Source organism: Mogibacterium diversum (assembly GCF_002998925.1).
Taxonomy (GTDB): Bacteria; Bacillota; Clostridia; order Peptostreptococcales; family Anaerovoracaceae; genus Mogibacterium; species Mogibacterium diversum.
On sequence record NZ_CP027228.1, the window covers coordinates 1,064,982 to 1,084,807 of the forward strand.

Genomic DNA, 19,826 nt, shown 5'->3' on the forward strand with positions numbered 1-19,826 from the left:
TTCTTACTGAGCTACTTCTTGTCATAAAATTCATCGAGGTACTCTTTCTTTACACGCTTGAGCTCTGATCTAGGCATCGTTCTGAGAAGCTCCCAGCCAACATCTAGTGTTTCCTCAATGGATCTATCCTTCTCGTATCCCTGGGATACATACTTGTTCTCAAATTCATCAGCAAACTTCGCATATAGCTTGTCAACGTCGCTGAGCGCAGCCTCACCTAGGATAGCCATTAGCTCTTTACACTCCTTACCTCTTGCGTAGATAGCAAAGAGCTGGTTTAGTACGTCTGCGTGATCCTTACGAGTCTTGCCTTCGCCGATACCCTTATCCTTTAGACGTGATAGTGAAGGAAGTACATCGATTGGCGGTGTAACACCCTTTCTATAGAGATCTCTGGATAGGATAATCTGTCCCTCTGTGATATATCCTGTAAGGTCAGGAATTGGGTGAGTGATATCATCCTCAGGCATCGAAACGATTGGAATCATAGTGATCGAACCGTCGATTCCCTTCTTCTTACCAGCTCTCTCGTACATAGTAGCGAGGTCAGTGTATAGATATCCTGGATAACCACGACGTCCTGGAACCTCCTTACGAGCAGCAGAAACCTCACGAAGAGATTCAGCGTAGTTCGTAATATCAGTGATGATAACGAGAACGTGCATATTCTGCTCAAACGCCAAGTACTCAGCAGCAGTTAGCGCCATACGAGGTGTCGCAATACGCTCTACAGCAGGGTCGTTAGCAAGGTTTAGGAACATTACAGAACGGTCGATAGCACCACTCTTACGGAAGTCTGTCATGAAGAACTCAGCTTCTTCATAAGTGATACCTACAGCTGCGAACACTACAGCGAACTTGCTGTCTGTACCACGAACCTTAGCCTGTCTTGCAATCTGAGCTGCAAGGTTAGCATGTGGAAGTCCTGATCCAGAGAAGATAGGAAGCTTCTGTCCTCTAACTAGGGTGTTGAGTCCGTCGATTGCGGATACGCCAGTCTGAATGAACTCAGATGGGTACTCTCTTGCAGCCGGATTCATGGCTAGTCCGTTAATATCGAGGTATTCATCAGGAATAATTTCAGCACCACCGTCTATAGGTCTGCCCATTCCGTCAAATACTCTTCCGAGCATATCGAGTGATACACCTAGCTGATTTCCGTGCCCAAGAAATCTTACCTTACTCTCTTTGAGGTTCATTCCTGCGGAGTTTTCAAACAGCTGTACAACAGCGTCAGTGCCGTTAAGCTCGAGAACCTTGCAGTGTCTAAGCTCACCATTTGCAAGCTCAATCTCACCTAGTTCATCGTAGCCTACGTCTTCTACACCCTTAACAACCATCAAAGGGCCGGCTACTTCAGAAATAGTCTTGTATTCTCTAATCATTCAGTTCACCTGCCTTCTTAATAAGCTCTTCTATAGAAGCCTCTAGCTTGCCAACAAGTGCAGCATATTCTCCATCTACCACATCCTCTTCAAGGTACTTGAATCTTCCTATGTCCTCTCTTAGAGGCAGTGAAGTGATTGCCTTAAAGTCAGCATGCTCATGAAGTCCTCTTAGTCCCTCATCATAGTAACGAAGGATTAAATCTAGAAGCTTAAACTGCTTGTTCGTAGATGTAAATGTATCAACTTCGTGGAACGCATTCTGGTGTAGATAGTCCTCACGAATCATCTTGCAGACCTCAAGCTTGAGCTGGTCTTCTTTAGATAGACCGTCCACTCCGACTAGCTGTACGATTTCGTTTAGCTCGTCTTCTTCCTGAAGCAGCTTGAGAGCTCTTGCTCTGTGATTTGGGAATTCCTTGTTAACGTTCTCTGCAAACCATACGTTAAGTCTATCTGCATATAGCGAATAGCTGTTTAACCAGTTAATTGCAGGGAAATGTCTAGCATGTGCTAGATTAGCGTCCAGTCCCCAGAATACCTTTACTATACGAAGTGTAGCCTGTGATACTGGCTCGGATATATCTCCTCCCGGAGGTGATACAGCTCCGATAGCGGATAGAGCTCCAACTCTTCCCTCACCACCAAGGCATACAACCTTACCAGCTCTCTCGTAGAACTGTGCAAGTCTGGATGCTAGGTAAGCTGGATAACCTTCTTCACCAGGCATTTCTTCAAGACGACCAGACATCTCACGAAGAGCCTCAGCCCATCTAGATGTTGAGTCAGCCATGAGAGCTACTGAGTAGCCCATATCTCTAAAGTACTCTGCAATTGTGATTCCAGTATATACAGATGCTTCTCTCGCAGCTACCGGCATGTCGGAAGTGTTAGCGATTAGCACAGTTCTTCTCATTAGAGATTCACCTGTCTTAGGGTCAACGAGCTCAGGGAACTCATTGAGTACGTCTGTCATCTCGTTTCCACGCTCTCCGCATCCGATATAAACCACGATATCAGCATCTGCCCACTTAGCTAGCTGGTGCTGTACTACAGTCTTTCCTGAACCGAAAGGTCCCGGAACAGCAGCTACACCACCCTTAGCGATTGGGAACATTGTATCGATTACTCTCTGTCCTGTGATCAGTGGCTCTTCAGGTGAAAGCTTTTCCTTGTAAGGACGCTCAACTCTTACTGGCCATCTCTGCATCATCTTAACTTCGATATCTTTTCCAGAAGCATCCTCGATAACTGCTACAGTCTCATCAACTGTAAAGCTACCGCTTTCGATGCTCTTAACCTTACCGCTAACCTTGTAAGGAACCATAATCCTCTGTGTTACGGCGATTGTCTCCTCAACCGTACCCAGAACTTCTCCTGCCGAAACTTCGTCTCCAACCTTTGTAGCTGCAACGAAATCCCATTTCTTGTCGCGGTCAAGCGCTGGCTCCGATACACCTCTAGCGATATTGGTGCCTGTCTTCTTGAGAAGCACAGACAGCGGTCTCTGAATTCCATCGTAAATGGTCTCAATAAGCCCCGGTCCGAGCTCTACAGATAGCGGTGCTCCAGTAGAGTAAACTGGCTCACCTGGCTGTAGACCAGCGGTTTCCTCGTATACCTGAATCGAGGCATTTCCATCGCGCATCTCGATGATTTCTCCAGTAAGGCCTTGATTTCCGACCTTAACTACGTCATACATATCTGCGTCGCTCATGCCCGAAGCAACTACTAGAGGTCCGGATATCTTAACGATTTTACCTTGTTCCATGATTACCTCCATTATTTATCGCCAAATAGTATGTCAGCACCAACAGCCTTCTCAACAGCCCTCTTGACGTTGTTAAGGCCTGCGCCATAGCCCCCATCGCTTCCAGGAATTGGAACTATTGCTGGAATACGAAGGGTTTCATATTTTGCGATTTCATTACCTATTTCTTTGTAATACTTTTCAGTGATATAGATGATTCCATAATCATCCTTTACGATACTATGCAATTTATCTGCGGCTTCTTCCTTGTTTCTGCACGCGAATGCATCTAGCCCAAAGACCTTGAAGCCTAGCACACTATCGGCATCACCAATAATACCAATCTTACTCATAAGTCTCCCTCAGTCTTTCTCTAATTAATTCTGGGCTCATCTTAGCAAGCTTACCAGCAAGCACGATGCGGATAGCCTTCACCTCATTCTGCCTAGCCACTAGATATGAAACCAATGGTTCAAGACCAAATGTCACGGTTTTAGCTTCTCTGCTGTATTCCACGAGAAGGTTATCGCAAATCTTCTCAAGCAGTGTAAAATCACCGCTATTGTCAATCTGTTCTCCTCCTTCGCTCACTGCTTTTGCGATGTTGTAAGCCTGGAATTTTTCTGTGGCCTGCTTGAAGTCATCCTCATAACTACCTAGGAACACCTGTAAATCTACAGTTCCGCCCGGAATAAATACATTTTCAAAGTAATTCCATGGCTGTCCCATCTTTTTAACTCTCGCAAATGTTTTGAGGTTAACAGTGTCAATCCAAAGCGATACATAGCCTTTAACAAAGCTGTTCTTTGATGCTTCTGCTGCTTCGATAATATCTGCAAAGCAGTACTTGTCACAGACAAAATCAATCATCTGCGGATCATTAGTACGAGCATGAACATCCACCGCTTCAGCGAGTGCACTTGCCATATTCTCTGTGAGGTTCATAGTAGAACGCTCCTTGACGCTCTTAGCCATCTCGCTTGCACTGATAGTTCCACTTTCCATAAGCAGCTCGTCTCTATCAACACCTAGTGACTCTGCTTTAAGTAGTACCTTTAAATTATGGTAGTCAGCAGGATAGCAGAATATATTGAGTGCCTTACTGTCCTTGCTAAGTTCTTTCACCTCAGCGAAGAACGAAGCTTCGGCTTCCTTAAGCACTTCTTGATAATTTGCCGCAGTTAAAGCGTTGCCTTCAGAACCATAACCAGCATCTTGCAGAACTTTGCATATATCGTCGATATTTTTAGACTCTGTCATACTGCGTAACTGCTCACTTGAGAGCAACTTGCCTTCTTGGCTTCTCACATATGAGCTCGCATATACGAAATCAGTTCCCAAAATATGCCTCCTTTCTGGTTAAAGCGGTTACTTGAACAGAATTCCAGCAACCTCTGCGGTCAACTCTTCTCTTGCATTTGATAATAGCTTCTCTAACGAAGCATTGTATGAGATATTACCTCTTCTAAGTATACATCCACCTTCAATATCAACGGTTTCATCACTTAGTGTAAGCGCTGTACCTTTGAATAGATTTACAAGATCAGCACCTATTCTGTCTCTATCTGTTTTATTAAGCAGAACCTCTCCACCTTCTTGCTGATATGCACCGAGCTGTCTACAGATAAACTTAACATACTCTCCGGTTTCTAGGTTAAGAATCATATCAACTGCTTCTTTGTAGCACTCATCAATAACAGCCTGCTTAGCAGCGAGTTTCATCTTGCGCGCATCGAGGTCCGCAACCGACTGTCTTCTGCTAACTAGGACTTCGGCATCATTCTTAGCCTTTTCCTCGTAGCCTCGTAGGAGCTCATCTGCCTCTACCTGTGCCTCTTTGAGTATTTCGGCTTTGACTGCTTCTGCCTCGCTTCTCTGACTGTCGGAATAAGCCTGAGCCTCCCTTAGGATTCGCTCAGTTATAGACTCTATACTCATTCTTACCGTCCCTTTCTATAAATTAGTTACAACGATTTGTGTGCGATTAACCAATCTGAACGCCGTTGTACATAAGGAACGAGATGATGAATGCTAGGATAGCGTATGTTTCTACCATTACAGCATAGATGATAGCGTTACCTAGAGCTCCGTCCTTCTTGGAGATGAGCTGCATACCAGCAGCTGCTGCTCTACCCTGTGTATATCCAGAAACGATACCTACAACTCCGATTGGAACTCCAGCAAACAGGAATGCAAGTCCCTGTGTTGTAGAAACATTTACAAGGTTGCCACCTAGAATTCCAATCTTAGTAAGAATCAGGATAGCGATAACCATTCCGTAAATACCCTGTGTTCCAGGAAGAGCCTGAAGTACAAGAGTTGAACCGAAGCTCACCTTGTCACCAGACATTACACCGTCAGCTGCCTCACCGGCAATACCAACACCAATAGCACTACCTACGCCTGCGATTGTCGCAATTGCTGCACCTAGTACAGCTAATGTTAGACCTAAACTCATTATTTTGCCTCCTTAATTACATTAATATACTTCGTATCTCTGCTTAACGGTTCAAATGCTTTACCTTCACCTTCATAGAATCTACCGAAGAACTCTACGTACTGAAGTCTGCAGGAGTGAACAAATGCTCCCAGGGCATTGATTCCGAAGTTTAGTGTGTGTCCTAGAATTCCTATTACCAGGAACATAACCACTCCGACTACACTTTTGCCTCCCATCGAAGCCAGGAAGTTAAATACCTGAGCTATTGATGTAGAAGCTAGACCAAGTCCGAGAAGTCTCGAATACGAGAGTATATCGGACAGATTTCCTGTCAATCCACTATAGATGTCCCAGATGCCGAGTCCCTTCGTAATTCCTTTATTGGTTATGAACGGAAGGACTATAGCTGCAACCAGACCTACTATTGCCATAATCTTACCAATGCCAGGAGCTCCAGAAGAAACTCTAGCTCCAAACAACATCAGTATGATTCCTGCAACGATTAGATACCATGCAAATACATCCTTACATGCATCGAGGAACTTTCCATCCCTTATCTCTCCGTACGCTTTGATCCCCATTCCGACGAACAGGTGTATAACGCCGAGACCGCATGAGAACACGAGGAATATCATCGGTGATTTAGCTGGATCCAGCCATAACGGATTGATGACAATTGTCTTACCGAAGAACGTCTTTGCAACTACAGGGATGAGGTCTCCGAAGAAACTTCCAAACATAACGCCCCAGAATATACTGGAGATTCCGCTGTAGAATAATACTTTCAGGAGCTTATATGGTCCTCCCTCATACAGTTTGTTCTTCTTAAGTGCATATACCGACATTACGCATAATATGATTCCATATCCCACATCTCCGAACATAATTCCGAAGAATATGATATAGAAAATCGCGAAAATCGATGTCGGATCAATCTCTTTCCAATTAGGTAACGAATACATCTCCGTGATAAATTCGATTGGTGCAAAGAACTTTTTGTTCTGTAGACGCACCGGTACATCGTCATCTTCATCGGGTTCTGTCAGTTCGTACCAACATGTGTATTTTTCTAGCAGTTTCTCAACCTTGCTAGAAGCGAATTTTGGTGTCCATCCATCAAAGGTGAACGTCTCCTCAGTTGTGAGAAGTCTACTACGAACGAATGCTTTATCGCGACCAATTACCATGATGTCGTGGTAACACTCAACATCAGCTCTGGATTTCTCCATCTCTTTGACCTTGAGTTCGAGACTCTCTCTCTCACTATTAGCATCGGCGATCGCCTGCTCAGCTCTAGAGATATTCTCCTCTGCCGTTCCTTCAAGCTCTGCAATTGGAGCAAGGGTAAAGCCATAGCGTTTGATTATTTCGAGTGCAGCATCTTCGTCATCCCTAAAATACCACACGCTGACATACATCTGTTCCTTGTCCTTGTTTACACACTGTACTACTGAAGGTAGACCTGCAGCTTCCAGTTCGTTCTCGACTTCCTGAACATCCGTACTTAGTGGCATCAGTCCAATGCGAATACTTAAACACTCTGTCTCTGTGAGCTCAATAGGAAGTTTATATGCTCTCCAAGGTTCAAGCGACAGCTTGAGTACCTCTGCCGAGTTTGCTTTACTGTAAGCATCGGCAATAGCACTGCCGTACTCATTTAAGCGATGTACTTCCTCCTCAAACTCCTTCTCTTTTCCTAAAATCTCACAATACTCAGCTTCCGTAACAACCCTGCGGGCTGGAAACATCGGCTTCTTGCTGCCGTCATATCTATCTAATAAAGATAGTGCTGAGTCAGCATATGAGATCTTCTTGTCGAATTCAGCCAAAGTAGCTTCATCGCCATCCTTCACAACAAGGTTCGTCCACTCTTCACTTTGAAGCTTGCCTTCAGGATTTGCGACTTCGACTATCCCGAGATCCATGAGCTCTTTAATCAGCGCTTGCTTCTCATCGTTCATACCTATGACGGACAACTTTTTCATTTTAATCGTTGCCATAAGTACCCACTACCTTTCCGACGATTGCTGAAGCTGCTTGCATGAGATTCTCTCTAGCTGAGGCTTTAAGTTGCTCGCATAAAACGGCTTCTGAATCTATCTTCTTTTGATATGACTCCTCTGCCTTAGCTTCGGCGAATGCAATTGCAGCCTTGTAAGTTTCGGTGCCTTTTTTTTCAGCATCTTCTAGTAGAACCTTAGATTCCTTCTTACCGTCAGCTATAATCTGAGCTGCAGCTTCTTCAGATGTTTTTTTGATCTGTGCTGCTTTCGTCTCAGCTTCTCTGACTTTTTCAATACCTGCTATCGACATAAGCGTTATCCTTTCTGTCCTGTAAAATTAGCCAAAAGGCCTAAAATCATATAGGACGTGATTTAATCTGAATTATATCACTCATCAAAATTCTTTACAAACAAGCAAAGGGCAAAAAAACAAGGCTTTGACTTGTCAAAGCCTTGTCATGGAATATAGCACAACCAATTTTTACACAATTTTTTATCTATTTAATTATATTCTAATCTAAAAGAAATATGCCCGCAGTTATGAATGAAAACCCTATCATAAGTATAATCATCAATATAGCCATAATCCTCGCCATTCGCTCCTTGCGGTTTTTGCGCGGTCTATCTGCCTTAAATACCTGTTTTAAATTATGCTCATCCACTGTATTTCCAGCTTTATTATGCTTCTTGTTCATCCTAGCACCTCCATATCCTATATCATTATGCCACATATAACATTTAGCAATATCATATTGTACGCATATAAATTAAACTATTTTTTATCATTATCATTAATAATTTCCATCACACGCTGTTTATGTTCTTCAAAAAAAACAAGCGCAAAATCTCTAAATCTTTTAGCCGCCGGTGATATTCTCCCAGTTTCAGGAACTGCAATCCCTATCGGAACATTATAGCTCGGTGAGATCGGTAGCGCCGTGACATTTCCGTGCCATTGATTTATTGAAACTCCATTTACAGTAGTCACCCCCAATCCTGCTTCAACCATTGAATATGCTGCGAAAGCATCTGAGGTTTTATACCTAATAGGGGGATTGATATCATATGACTTGAACATCAAAGAACCGTCACTCTCTCGACCAGGATATAAATCGATGTAACTATCATCATATATCCTACGTATATCATAAACACCATCAGCTACTGCTGGATGGTCCTTTGGTACCCATATGTAAAATGGGTCATCTATGAGATGTATCCATTCACAGGTACCCTCACGGTAGCTTATGAGACAAAAATCCAATTTATCGCGTTCAAGCTCTGCCATGAGGGCTGAACTCCTTCCTGCAGTGACGTCAACTGCGATACCCGGATACTCTATGCAAAACTCCTTGATCAGATCCGTTAGGAACTTGTAGTATGTAGAGTAAGCTGTAGCCACGCGAACTTCGCCTGTTATCACTCCACTAATTTCTGCGATATTTTGTTCTAAGTGATTGGCAGAATTAACTAGAGATATGAAGCTAGGCAGAAGCTGATTGCACGCCTCTGTAGGCGAAATACCATTCCTATTTCTATTTACAAGACGCACCCCTGTCTCTTCCTCTAATGATGCCATCATGCGGCTAATGCCTGAAGGAGTATACCCGAGCTCCGTCGCTGCTGAAGACATGTTCCCCAGATCGATTGCACGAAGCAGTGCCTTGACTTTCTCAACTTCCATTTTATATCCTCTTATATCCTTATTTCTAACCTATGGCAGAACTGCTTTAAAGATTTAACCGTGTTATGATATTTTATCATAACATGGTTGATTATTTAGCGATATTATCAAAATAGATTTTTTATTATAATTTAGTTACATCAGTTTACATTAAGAAAGTGGGGATCAGAGGTGAATACGAAGAGAAGAAATCGCGCTATGATATTGCTGTTTACAGTAATTTCACTGCGTGCAACCTCGCTCCTATTCGCAACAACGGGTTTATCATATATGGGGCCGCTCACATTGAACGGCTACCGCTTCCCACTTGCTGCTATTATCTTACTCTTTCTGTTCCGCAAGGATATCAAGAAAGTTGACAAGCAGCTTGTCATCCACGGTTCAATCATTGGTTTTTTCTTCCTGCTGACGATGACCACTGAATTGATTGGGCTCAAGATGACAAATTCTTCGACTACGTCATTCCTAGAGAACACAGCGATTATTTTCGTTCCGCTAGCGGATGCATTGTTGGTTAGAAGAGTCCCTAGAGCTTCCGCAATTATCAGCGCTCTAGTCGCACTAGCTGGTGTTGGATTCTTGACACTTAAGGATGGTCATATAGGACTCACCTTCGGAGAATTCATGTGCATACTCAGCGCACTAGCATACACATGCGCTGTAGTGGCTACCGACAGATTTTCAAAGCGCGATGATCCTTTTATGCTCGGAATAGTCCAGGTTGCATTTATAGGAGCTTCGTCATATATACTAGCTATGGTTGTCGAAGGACCAAGTTTTCCTACCGCACCTAAGGCATGGGGCGTGATAATGTTCCTAGCAATAGTATGCACCTGCTTTGGCTTCACGCTTCAGCCAGTTGCACAGAGCAAATTATCTGCATCTATCTCAGGATTATTTTGTGCATTTAATCCGCTCGTCACTGCGATACTCGGATACACATTCCTGAACGAAAGGCTAGGAGCTACTGGCATGATTGGTGGAATTCTCATACTCACCAGCATCGTCATCCCAGCATTGGCACCTTTAATAAAAAAGCCACAGCTAGCTAGATAAATTAGTTTACGACATTACGAGACATCCCTAACCCTCATAATGTTCGCAAAGTATAAAGTAAAAAGTACAAGAAGACCTCCACTTAAGTGGAGGTCTTCTTGTATATTATTTCTGCGCTAAATGCATCATTGCATGCACATTGATTGGATTATCCGATACAATCACATGCGTGGATGCAATCACTTATGGTATGTCTCTCCACTGTTAATCTTAAAAGCTCTGTATATCTGCTCGAGAAGCATAATCCTCGCCATCTGGTGCGGGAATGTCAGCTTTGAAAACGATAATCCGTAGTCCGCTCTTTTTTTCACTTCATCTGAGAGTCCAAGACTACCGCCGATAACAAAGTCTATGGTAGAAGACTTTGTATCGAACGCATACTGAATTTTCTTAGCTAACTCTACTGAATCAATATGTTCACCTTCCACTTCCATAGCGATCACATGGTCGCTTTCCTTTATCTTGCCTAGGATGTTCTGTCCTTCGCGGATAAGCACTGCATTCTCATCAGATGCAGACGGGTTTGCAGGCAGCTTACTCTCCTTGAGTTCTACAATCTCGATATTTGCATATCCTGATATTCGCTTGCTGTATTCAGCTGCAGCAGAAGTCCAGTATTTCTCTTTTAGCTTTCCTATACAAATTATTCTAATCTTCATTTAAATTCCTTTGATTTTACTATTTAAATCTTATAGCATCGTTAACTTGTCCTTTGCTGCCACCTTTAGTGTAAAATCATTCCCTTGACACAGATCATTCTCATCCAAGATATTCTTAACAGTCAGCAACGCAGTATCCGGTGTATTGTTGTGAGTGCTCAAGTGTGCGAGCATTATTCGCTGCGTGGGGCTTGGAAGACCAGCTTCTTTTCTCGCAAGCAGTCCCCTCGCAAGAGCAATCCCACTTGTCACATTGGAAAGGTGACCGTGTTCCCCTAGGATACGGCGCTTTAGCGAATATGGGTAATCCCCCATCTGAAGTATGCTCTCCTCATGATTCGCTTCGAACACGAGAGTGTCTGCACTAGCAAGTTCTTCAGCAATCTCATCCGTAACTATCCCTGTATCAGTTGCAACAGATAGCTGTTCTCCGTCCTCAGTAAAGCTAAACCCTATCGGCTCACTTGCATCGTGAGAAAGGGAAAACGCCTTTACACATATATCCCCAATTCTGACCACATCCTGTGCTGCCATACACTCTAGCTGCTCTGGCTTTACATATTCAAACTTATCACAGTTATATATCGTTCCTCGAGATGTATACACTTTCGCATTCGTACAAGCCTTTGCGATTGCCCTGATGCTTTTGACGTGATCGGTATGTTCATGCGTGACAAATATCCCTTGAATATCCTCCACACCGAGTCTGCACTCAGCAAGTCCCTCCTTGATTCGCTTTGCTGTGAGACCAACATCTAGCAGCAATCTCGTATTTCCATCCGAAACGATATACGCATTACCGGAGCTACTGCTTCCGATAGATGCTATCTTTAATTTACCCATCTACTTCCCTATACTTGTTTCCTCTATACGTTACATCAAATCTGCAGATTGAATTATAGCTGCAGTATGTGCATTCTCCTTTGTTATCACTTGAAGTGCGTTTTTTTGTTGGAGATATGCTTACATCTCCAGCGACAATCTGCTCACTGATATCGTGAATCGACTGGCATACGTCCTCTTCTATACTCTCGAACAAATCACGGGTTATGATCATCTTTTTGCTGCCGAGTAGAGAGCTTGGCATCTCTTCTATGACATCTTTTTCATCGATACATAGTCCATTTAAAATCAAGCCTTTCTTAAGCTCGCTATCCACCACCTCAGAAGCATCCTTCGAGCCTTCTACATTCACCGAAACATCCTTGATATTGTAGTAGAACACACCGGCGGGCTTCCTTTCCTCAGACTTAGCACCCTGCATGTACACCATGAGCTGCATCTTATACCCACACCTCATCTGCTCTATATCAACCTTATCTGACCCGGTCTTGTAGTCGATTATTCTTATATCGCCACCTTCAAAAACGTCGACCCTATCGATTTTGCCCTCGATAAAAATCCTTTTACCATCAATCTCGAGTTCAATAGGTGCAAAAAGCTTGCCTCTCTTAAATTCCTCTTCAAAATAGGACTTCTCGACCTTACCTAGTCTAATCTGTTCTGCGAGGTTTCCTGCTACACGCGAACAAACCCTTGCGACTCTCTCAAGTCTATACTGCTCACGACCATCGGAGGCAAAGAGACCATCCCTATAGTCACCAGCGATTTCCTCGAGCGTAGCTCTCACAAGATTCCTAATCTCTTCATCGGTAATACTAGCCCAAAGCCCTTCAGTCTCTAGTTTCTTGGAGACCCTCATGATGCATTCGTGGTATATATCCCCTATCTCACGAGAGGAACCGCTAAACTCACGATCTTCTCTGGGTCTTAAACCATATGATACAAAATGCTTGAACGGGCAGTGATTAAAGCTCTCGATTCTAGTCGGTGAGAACGAGAAGTCACCATGAGGCCTAGCGAACAACCGCTCCGCCATAACACTGGAAATAGGCTCCGCAGAGTTATCATCTCTCGCGGCATTCATGGCTGCATCGAATGTCTCCGGATCATTTTTTCGATACCAAGCAATTATCGAATCAGTAATCATCTTAGCTTTTTTCTCATCTGCTAGATGCTCTAGTGACCGCCTACCCTTCAGATAGTTGAGCAAGTGGCGCATAGCTGTCTTTGGATTATTTATGACATTTATATCTAATCCACTTGAGATGACATCTTTGTGAATCTTGATTGATGGCAGCGCCGACCTGAACGCATCAACAAGCGAAGATGGTTTACAGTCCTGCCCCTCCGAATCAGAAAGCGACCAGCTCATGTATAATCTCTCGTACGGCTTTGAAATTAGCCTATACATAGCCACGTTTTCCTCAGTCATCTTTAGTTCATCAAGATGACCAATAGGGAAATTGTGCTCCTTAAAAAATTCCTTTTCATCTACAGAGAAAATCCCCTCCGAAGCAGGCTCCATGGGAAGTACACCTTCATTGGCTGCAAGAACAACCATCGCTTTAAGCGGTCCTGGTCTTGTCCTAATCATAGATCCCATAATTATTCCGTCCAGTGCAGGTGGAATAATTCCGATGTCAACGGATTCAAGACCTTTTTTGTAGAGCTGCAATATCTCTTCGGACCTTGTTTTATCAAAGGTTTCATCGCCCAAAACGGCTGCTAATTGTTCCAGAATCTTGACGCAAGCCTCATAGCTCTGGGCGGTATTCTGCGCCTCCTCGTTATATCCCTCTTCAGCCTGAGCTTCAGATACAGCCTGCAATCTGCTTGGCAGCTCCCATTCCTCTTCCAAGATTTTAATCAAATCAAACACGAATTCAGCAACTGTCCCTGAACTCTCCGCTATCTCACGAAGCTTCGCAACTTGCTCCATTATGTAGTTTCTCGTGCTCTCAAGCCTTTCGAATTCTTCTTCAGTATACTCGAAATGTCCGTACTTAAATGCTCTAGTCCACATATTACCACGTATCTTGTAATTACGCGCATAATTCTCCAGCATTTCGATATCTTCTCTCTCAATACTCGTAAGTTCAGTCTTGAGCATTACGAACAGAGCTGAAGTCCTATACCCCTGAAGCACAAACTCTAGAAGGCTCACTATAAACCTCGCAGCCATCGAATCAGTAATTGTCCTTCTGGAATCGACAAAAAGTGGGATCCCGTACTCCTCAAAAGTTCTGCGAATTATGGGTTTCCTAGATGAATCATCATTACAGATTACAGCAATATCATTCATCCTGTATCCTTTATCGCGAATTAGCTCATATATATATGAGGCGGCACTCTCCGCTTCATAGAAAGGGTTTGCGCACTCAACAAGTCTTACTTCATCATTTACCGTATCTTCATCCGGCACCTTCATTACGGACTCTCTCGAGCTTAACGCGGTCCTAAATAGATTCTCCTCCAAATAGTCGAGTGTCTCTCTACCATATGCTCTATATTCATCAGGCACATATTCCTTTGATATTGCTACACCCGCCGAATCCGCCCTAGATGTCAGCGCTGCTATCAGGATGTTGTCTAGATCAAAGTCACTGATATTGACCATAATATTGACATCTACACGCTTTGCCATCTCGATTAGAGCATCCATCGACTTGGGCGCAAGAGTATCAAATCCATACACCCATACCGAATGATTATCAAGTAGCGTCGACTCTCCGATTAACGATACATACATCGAGATATAGTCTTCAGAATCTATGTATCTACCTTCTAGCTCCGACTCATATTCATCGATTATAAGCATCAATTCATGCAGCTTGTGTGAAAGCAGCTCACTGTTACTATCTGAATCGATTGCATATTTGAGTTCATCTAGTGAGCAGTCTTGCTGCTTGAAATCAGCGATGAAGTCATTGACCATATCTATAAATCCGCTCTGTTCAGCTGAAGCTTTAAATACTTCAAGCTCATCTTTATGCGACTTTATAATCTTGTACAGAAGCATATGGCGACCATACTTGTCGAGAATTTCGATATTCTCCTTACCGTACTCTTCCATTATCCTCTGACCTAATCTATTTAATGAAAGAATTTCAATATCAAGAAGACAGGCACTACATGTGTACTTAAGTGCCTGTTCTTCCGCGACAAGGGTGTACTGGTTCGGAACCAATACATACGTCTTGCCTTTTATATTCTCGTATATGAACTTCTCCTTGTTCATGCACTCTCGTGCCATAAATAGGTTCAGCATCTCATCCCTCGATTATTTCAAATAACTCCTCAGGTTTGCTTATTCTGTACATAGGCTCTATTCCGCCCAGCGGAACGTTACCACCTCTACGCCCCCAGCATACCAGGATGCTGTCTACTCCGGCATTGATAGAGCAGCCAATGTCAAATCTCGTATCACCTATCATTATTGCCTCTTCACGCTTTGCTCCGAGCCGCCTTAGTGCTTCAAGAAGCGGACCTGGCTCTGGCTTATGACTAGTGACATCATCCGCTGTGATGATGACATCGAAATTATCCTTAATACCCATCTCTCCTAGATACTGCATCGCTGTATTTCCAAGCCTTGAAGTAACGATAGATAATGAGTAGCCACGTCTTTTGAGCTCGCCGAGGAGTTCCTCTACGCCAGGGTATAATTTATAGGCTCCCTTGCTGTGCTCCGCCTGATATCCTCGGTATACCGCTAAAACTTCATCTACATCTTCGTCTGCAAAAAGCTCTTTAGTCGTATTAGCTACAGTCTCGCCAAAGGTTGAAAGTATGAGGTTTTCATCCGCTTCCTTGCCTCTAAATCTCTTAAAAACCGCCTGCCACGAATCGACGATAAGTTGATCGGTATCGAGGAGCGTTCCATCGAAATCAAACACTATGTATTTCTTCATTATATGTTTCTCTCCTTCGCTTCCTGCGTTAGCTTGGCCTTGATAAATTCGTCAAGCTCACCATCCATTACAGCATTTATATTGCCAACCTCTGCATTGGTTCTATGGTCCTTCACCATCGTATAAGGTTGAAACACATATGACCTAATCTGCGCACCCCAAGTTACCTGACTCATGTCGCCCTTTAGTTCATTAAGGTTTTCCTTGTGCTCTGCTTCAGCTAACTGCTGGAGCCTCGAAGCCAATATCTTCATCGCCATCTCCTTATTGTATAGCTGAGAGCGTTCATTCTGGCACGTTACAACTATGTTTGTAGGGAGGTGCGTTATGCGAATGGCAGAATCCGTAGTATTGACGTGCTGACCACCAGCACCGGAGCTCCTATACTTATCAATCTTGAGATCCTTAGGATCGATATTAACCTCAACGCTATCCCCAAGGTCTGGAACGACTTCAACCGCAGCAAATGAAGTCTGTCTCTTGCCCGCAGAGTTAAACGGTGATATGCGCACGAGTCTATGCACACCCGCCTCACTGCGTAAATATCCATATGCATTGATTCCGCTGACGACGATTGTGCAGCTCTTAATACCAGCTAGCGTATCATTCTGTATGTCAACGACATCCGTCTTGAAACCGTGCTGATCTGCATACCTTAGATACATCCTCATCAGCATCTCAGCCCAATCCATAGCATCCACTCCACCAGTACCAGCATGAATGCTGAGGATCGCATCCTTATCATCGTATTTACCGGTCAGGAGTCTGCTGAGCTCAAGATCTTCCATCTCCTCACATAGCCTCTTGTATTCCTTGATTATATTCTTGGCTTCAGAGTAATCCTCGTACTCCTCAGCTAGCTCAATCATCTCAGATATATCATTAAATCCCTTGAGTAGACCTTCATACCGCTCGAGCTCACTTTCGAGATGCTTTTTCCTCTTCATCAGTTTCTGTGCATCATCAGGAGCGTCCCAGAAACCAGGCTTAAGCATCTCCTGCTCCATGCTCGCTATATTATTTCTAAGACTATCTGGGTCAAAGATAGTCTCCAATCTCCTTAAGCTTTGCTAGTTCGTTCGGTAAAGCCTGTCTTATCTCATCCAATTCAATCATAGTAATTCCTCTCATCTATGACAGATGCGCGTAGCCGCAGTAAGCAGCATCGCGCATCAATTGAGCTAAACTCTATAGCCCTGCTCTCACTGCAGAACTCACATCATACATTGCTAATTATATCGGGTTTCCTTATTGAAACTTTCCGCAGCAATTCTTGTACTTCTTGCCAGATCCGCAAGGGCATGGATCGTTTCTACCTATCTTAGGGCTGTCGCGGTGAACCGGTTCCTGAACATGTTCTCCGTTATCGCGATACTGCTGTTCATCCCCATGAGCAGCTGCAATATCCTCATCATAATACTCTTCCTTGCGTTCAACCTCATCCCTCGAAACTGTACGGCGTTCAGTTCGGGTCTCAACGGTTACATTGAAGCAGTATTTTACAGTCTCCTCACGGATATCCGCAATCATCTCCTCGAACATGCCGAAGCCTTCTTTTGCATAAGCAACCGCAGGATCCTGCTGGCCGTATCCGCGAAGTCCAATTCCGTTCTTGAGCTGTTCCATCGCATCGATGTGGTCCATCCAGCGGTTATCAACAACTCTGAGCATAATCATGCGCTCAACTTCACGCATATGCTCGATGCCAACTTCCTCTTCCTTCTCACGATATATCTCCTCAAAGACATTCATGATATCCTCGCGAAGCTTATCCTCATCGAGATCTCTCAGTTCCTCATCTGTATAGCTGAGTCTACCCTTAAAGGCCGGGGTAATCTGCTCACAGCCGTAGAATATCTCGTCCATATCCCAGTCCTCTGAGAAACGAGTCTCCATGGTAATCGGTGCAACTATGCCATTTACTAGCTCTTCCACCATTCCCATTATATAGTCACGCAGATTCTCTCCGTCGAGTACCATTTTACGCTGCTCATATATCTGCGATCTCTGTCTGTTCATGACGTCGTCGTACTGAAGGACATACTTACGAATACCGAAGTTCTTTCCCTCGATCTTCTTCTGAGCGGTTTCAATTCTTCTCGAAAGCACCTTTGCTTCAAGTGCATCTTCGTCGCTAAGGCCAACAGTCTCGACAATTCTCTGCATCTTCTCTCCACCAAAGAGTCTCATCAGGTCATCCTCAAGTGAAATGAAGAACTGTGTAACACCAGGGTCTCCCTGACGTCCAGAACGTCCACGTAGCTGGTTATCAATACGTCTTGATTCATGTCTCTCCGTACCGATGATGCAGAGTCCCCCGAGCTCTCTTACTTCCTCTTGCTCATCCTTTCTCTCAGCGGCAAACTGCTTCAGTAGTTCCTGATATTTCTCTCTAGCGGCATTTAGTTCTTCGTCATCAGACTTTTCAAAACCTGTTGCGAATGCAATCTGCTCAGGAGTGTACTCTAGCTTCTTCATCTCGCGTCTAGCCTCAAAGTCTGGATTTCCGCCAAGTATGATATCGGTACCACGACCAGCCATGTTGGTAGCGATTGTAACAGCACCCTTACGGCCTGCTTCAGCTACGATCTCAGCTTCCTTTTCATGGTGCTTAGCATTGAGTACGCTGTGCTTGATGCCTTTCTTTTTGAGCATCTCACTGATTAGCTCTGATATCTCAATAGAAATAGTACCTACGAGAACAGGCTGTCCTGTCTCATGCGCTTCTGCAACTCTTTCGACGATAGCTTTGTATTTACCAGTCTGACGAGCATACACGGAGTCGTCTAGGTCTGTTCTCGCAATAGGCTTGTTAGTCGGAATGACAACAACGTCCATATTGTAGATATCTCTAAATTCATCTTCCTCTGTCTTGGCAGTACCCGTCATACCAGATAGCTTCTTGTACATACGGAAGTAGTTTTGGAGCGTAATTGTCGCGAGAGTCTTGGACTCTGACCTAACTGATACACCTTCCTTAGCTTCGATAGCCTGGTGTAATCCGTTTGAGAAACGTCTACCGTACATCAGACGCCCAGTAAACTCATCGACGATGAGAATCTCACCATCCTTAACGATATAATCCACGTCGCGCTTCATGAGATAATTAGCATGTAGAGCCTGATTTACATAGTGGTTAAGCTCCATATTGTCTGGATCTGAGAAGTTCTCGATGCCGAAATACTCCTCTGCAGCCTTTATACCGGCCTCATTAAGGGCAACCTGCTTGTCCTTCTCATCCACCGTGTAATCCCCATGCACTCCGTTCTCACCCTCTTCCTCATCGCTCGTAGTGTCACGGATGAGAGTCTTGACGAATACATTTGCAGTGCGATACATATCGCTTGAATCAACACCTTTACCGGAGATGATAAGTGGAGTACGAGCTTCATCGACTAGGATTGAGTCCACCTCATCGACGATGGCAAAATTAAGCTCACGCTGAGTTAGTTCTTCCTGATAAGTAACCATATTATCGCGCAGGTAGTCAAAACCGAACTCATTGTTCGTGCCGTATGTGATATCTGCCAAATACGCAGCCTTGCGATCATCTCCCTCAAGCGAATTGATAACACAGCCAACTGTAAGTCCAAGGAATGTATATAGCTTTCCCATCCAGTCAGCATCTCGCTTTGCGAGGTAATCATTTACGGTGACTACATGAACCCCCTTACCAGTTAGCGCATTCAGATATGCAGCGAGCGTAGCCACGAGAGTCTTACCTTCACCAGTCTTCATCTCAGCGATTCTTCCTTGATGAAGTACCACACCACCTATTAGCTGCACACGGAAATGCTTCATGCCGAGACTTCTAACCGCACCCTCGCGGCACACAGCAAATGCCTCTGGCAAAATGTCATCTACGGTCTCAAAAGGACCTTCATCGCCATCTTCTCTGATAGTTCCTAGACGCTTCTTGAACTCCTCTGTCTTAGCGCGAAGCTCCTCATCAGTGAGCTTCTGCATCTGTTCATCGTAAGACTCAATCACATCTACGATTTTCTCTATCTTCTTGACCTCTCTCTTGTTGAGGTCTCCAAATATCTTTTCTACTAAACCCATTTACGTGGCTCCCTTCCTTCTCGATAATACCTT

17 protein-coding genes are annotated in these 19,826 nt (G+C 44.1%); 1 reads left to right on the forward strand and 16 read right to left on the reverse strand.

Annotation, left to right across the window (positions count from 1 at the left end):
- Positions 1–11 precede the first annotated feature (11 nt).
- The 10 genes from C5Q96_RS04930 to C5Q96_RS04975 all read right to left on the reverse strand — a co-directional run bounded on the left by C5Q96_RS04930 (position 12) and on the right by C5Q96_RS04975 (position 9,262).
- Complete coding sequence (locus C5Q96_RS04930; RefSeq protein WP_106057296.1) at positions 12–1,385, reverse strand: V-type ATP synthase subunit B; 1,374 nt, start codon at positions 1,383–1,385, stop codon at positions 12–14.
- A complete protein-coding gene (locus C5Q96_RS04935) occupies positions 1,378–3,156 on the reverse strand; it encodes a V-type ATP synthase subunit A (RefSeq protein ID WP_106057297.1) in 1,779 nt (592 codons plus the stop codon). The genes C5Q96_RS04930 and C5Q96_RS04935 overlap by 8 nt, the downstream gene beginning before the upstream one ends.
- Before the next feature lie 11 nt (positions 3,157–3,167).
- On the reverse strand, positions 3,168–3,488 hold the full coding sequence (locus C5Q96_RS04940; protein ID WP_106057298.1) for a V-type ATP synthase subunit F: 321 nt from the start codon (positions 3,486–3,488) through the stop codon (positions 3,168–3,170).
- Complete coding sequence (locus tag C5Q96_RS04945; RefSeq protein WP_158696691.1) at positions 3,481–4,476, reverse strand: V-type ATP synthase subunit C; 996 nt, start codon at positions 4,474–4,476, stop codon at positions 3,481–3,483. The genes C5Q96_RS04940 and C5Q96_RS04945 overlap by 8 nt, the downstream gene beginning before the upstream one ends.
- A gap of 27 nt (positions 4,477–4,503) precedes the next feature.
- Positions 4,504–5,073 carry a V-type ATP synthase subunit E gene (locus tag C5Q96_RS04950; protein ID WP_106057300.1) on the reverse strand — a complete coding sequence of 190 codons (570 nt, stop codon included), beginning with the start codon at positions 5,071–5,073 and terminating at the stop codon, positions 4,504–4,506.
- Between the two features lie 46 nt (positions 5,074–5,119).
- Complete coding sequence (locus C5Q96_RS04955; RefSeq protein ID WP_106057301.1) at positions 5,120–5,593, reverse strand: V-type ATP synthase subunit K; 474 nt, start codon at positions 5,591–5,593, stop codon at positions 5,120–5,122.
- Positions 5,593–7,575 (reverse strand): V-type ATP synthase subunit I, encoded by a 1,983-nt coding sequence (locus C5Q96_RS04960; RefSeq protein ID WP_106057302.1) that lies wholly within the window; start codon positions 7,573–7,575, stop codon positions 5,593–5,595. Before C5Q96_RS04960 ends, C5Q96_RS04955 begins: the two co-directional genes overlap by 1 nt.
- Complete coding sequence (locus C5Q96_RS04965) at positions 7,562–7,888, reverse strand: hypothetical protein (RefSeq protein WP_106057303.1); 327 nt, start codon at positions 7,886–7,888, stop codon at positions 7,562–7,564. The genes C5Q96_RS04960 and C5Q96_RS04965 overlap by 14 nt, the downstream gene beginning before the upstream one ends.
- Before the next feature lie 202 nt (positions 7,889–8,090).
- On the reverse strand, positions 8,091–8,273 hold the full coding sequence (locus tag C5Q96_RS04970; protein ID WP_106057304.1) for a DUF4044 domain-containing protein: 183 nt from the start codon (positions 8,271–8,273) through the stop codon (positions 8,091–8,093).
- Positions 8,274–8,350: 77 nt separating this feature from the next.
- On the reverse strand, positions 8,351–9,262 hold the full coding sequence (locus C5Q96_RS04975; protein ID WP_106057305.1) for a LysR family transcriptional regulator: 912 nt from the start codon (positions 9,260–9,262) through the stop codon (positions 8,351–8,353).
- Between the two features lie 171 nt (positions 9,263–9,433).
- Between C5Q96_RS04975 and C5Q96_RS04980 the strand changes: the two genes are divergently transcribed.
- Entirely contained in the window at positions 9,434–10,318 is an 885-nt protein-coding gene (locus C5Q96_RS04980; protein WP_158696692.1) for a DMT family transporter, read from the forward strand.
- 179 nt (positions 10,319–10,497) lie between these two features.
- Here C5Q96_RS04980 and rlmH read toward each other — a convergent pair whose 3' ends face one another.
- The 6 genes from rlmH to secA all read right to left on the reverse strand — a co-directional run bounded on the left by rlmH (position 10,498) and on the right by secA (position 19,793).
- On the reverse strand, positions 10,498–10,977 hold the full coding sequence (gene rlmH / locus C5Q96_RS04985; protein ID WP_106057307.1) for a 23S rRNA (pseudouridine(1915)-N(3))-methyltransferase RlmH: 480 nt from the start codon (positions 10,975–10,977) through the stop codon (positions 10,498–10,500).
- A gap of 30 nt (positions 10,978–11,007) precedes the next feature.
- A complete protein-coding gene (locus C5Q96_RS04990; RefSeq protein WP_106057308.1) occupies positions 11,008–11,820 on the reverse strand; it encodes an MBL fold metallo-hydrolase in 813 nt (270 codons plus the stop codon).
- Positions 11,813–15,088, reverse strand: a complete 3,276-nt coding sequence (locus C5Q96_RS04995; protein ID WP_106057309.1) for a PD-(D/E)XK nuclease family protein — start codon at positions 15,086–15,088, stop codon at positions 11,813–11,815. Before C5Q96_RS04995 ends, C5Q96_RS04990 begins: the two co-directional genes overlap by 8 nt.
- A 1-nt stretch (position 15,089) precedes the next feature.
- Entirely contained in the window at positions 15,090–15,731 is a 642-nt protein-coding gene (locus C5Q96_RS05000; RefSeq protein ID WP_106057310.1) for an HAD family hydrolase, read from the reverse strand.
- A protein-coding gene (prfB, locus tag C5Q96_RS05005) for a peptide chain release factor 2 (RefSeq protein WP_245905549.1) occupies positions 15,731–16,847 on the reverse strand; the annotation gives its coding sequence in 2 pieces (ribosomal slippage) (positions 15,731–16,780 and positions 16,782–16,847; 1,116 coding nt in all). Before prfB ends, C5Q96_RS05000 begins: the two co-directional genes overlap by 1 nt.
- Positions 16,848–16,979: 132 nt before the next feature.
- A complete protein-coding gene (gene secA / locus C5Q96_RS05010; protein WP_106057311.1) occupies positions 16,980–19,793 on the reverse strand; it encodes a preprotein translocase subunit SecA in 2,814 nt (937 codons plus the stop codon).
- Positions 19,794–19,826 lie beyond the last annotated feature (33 nt).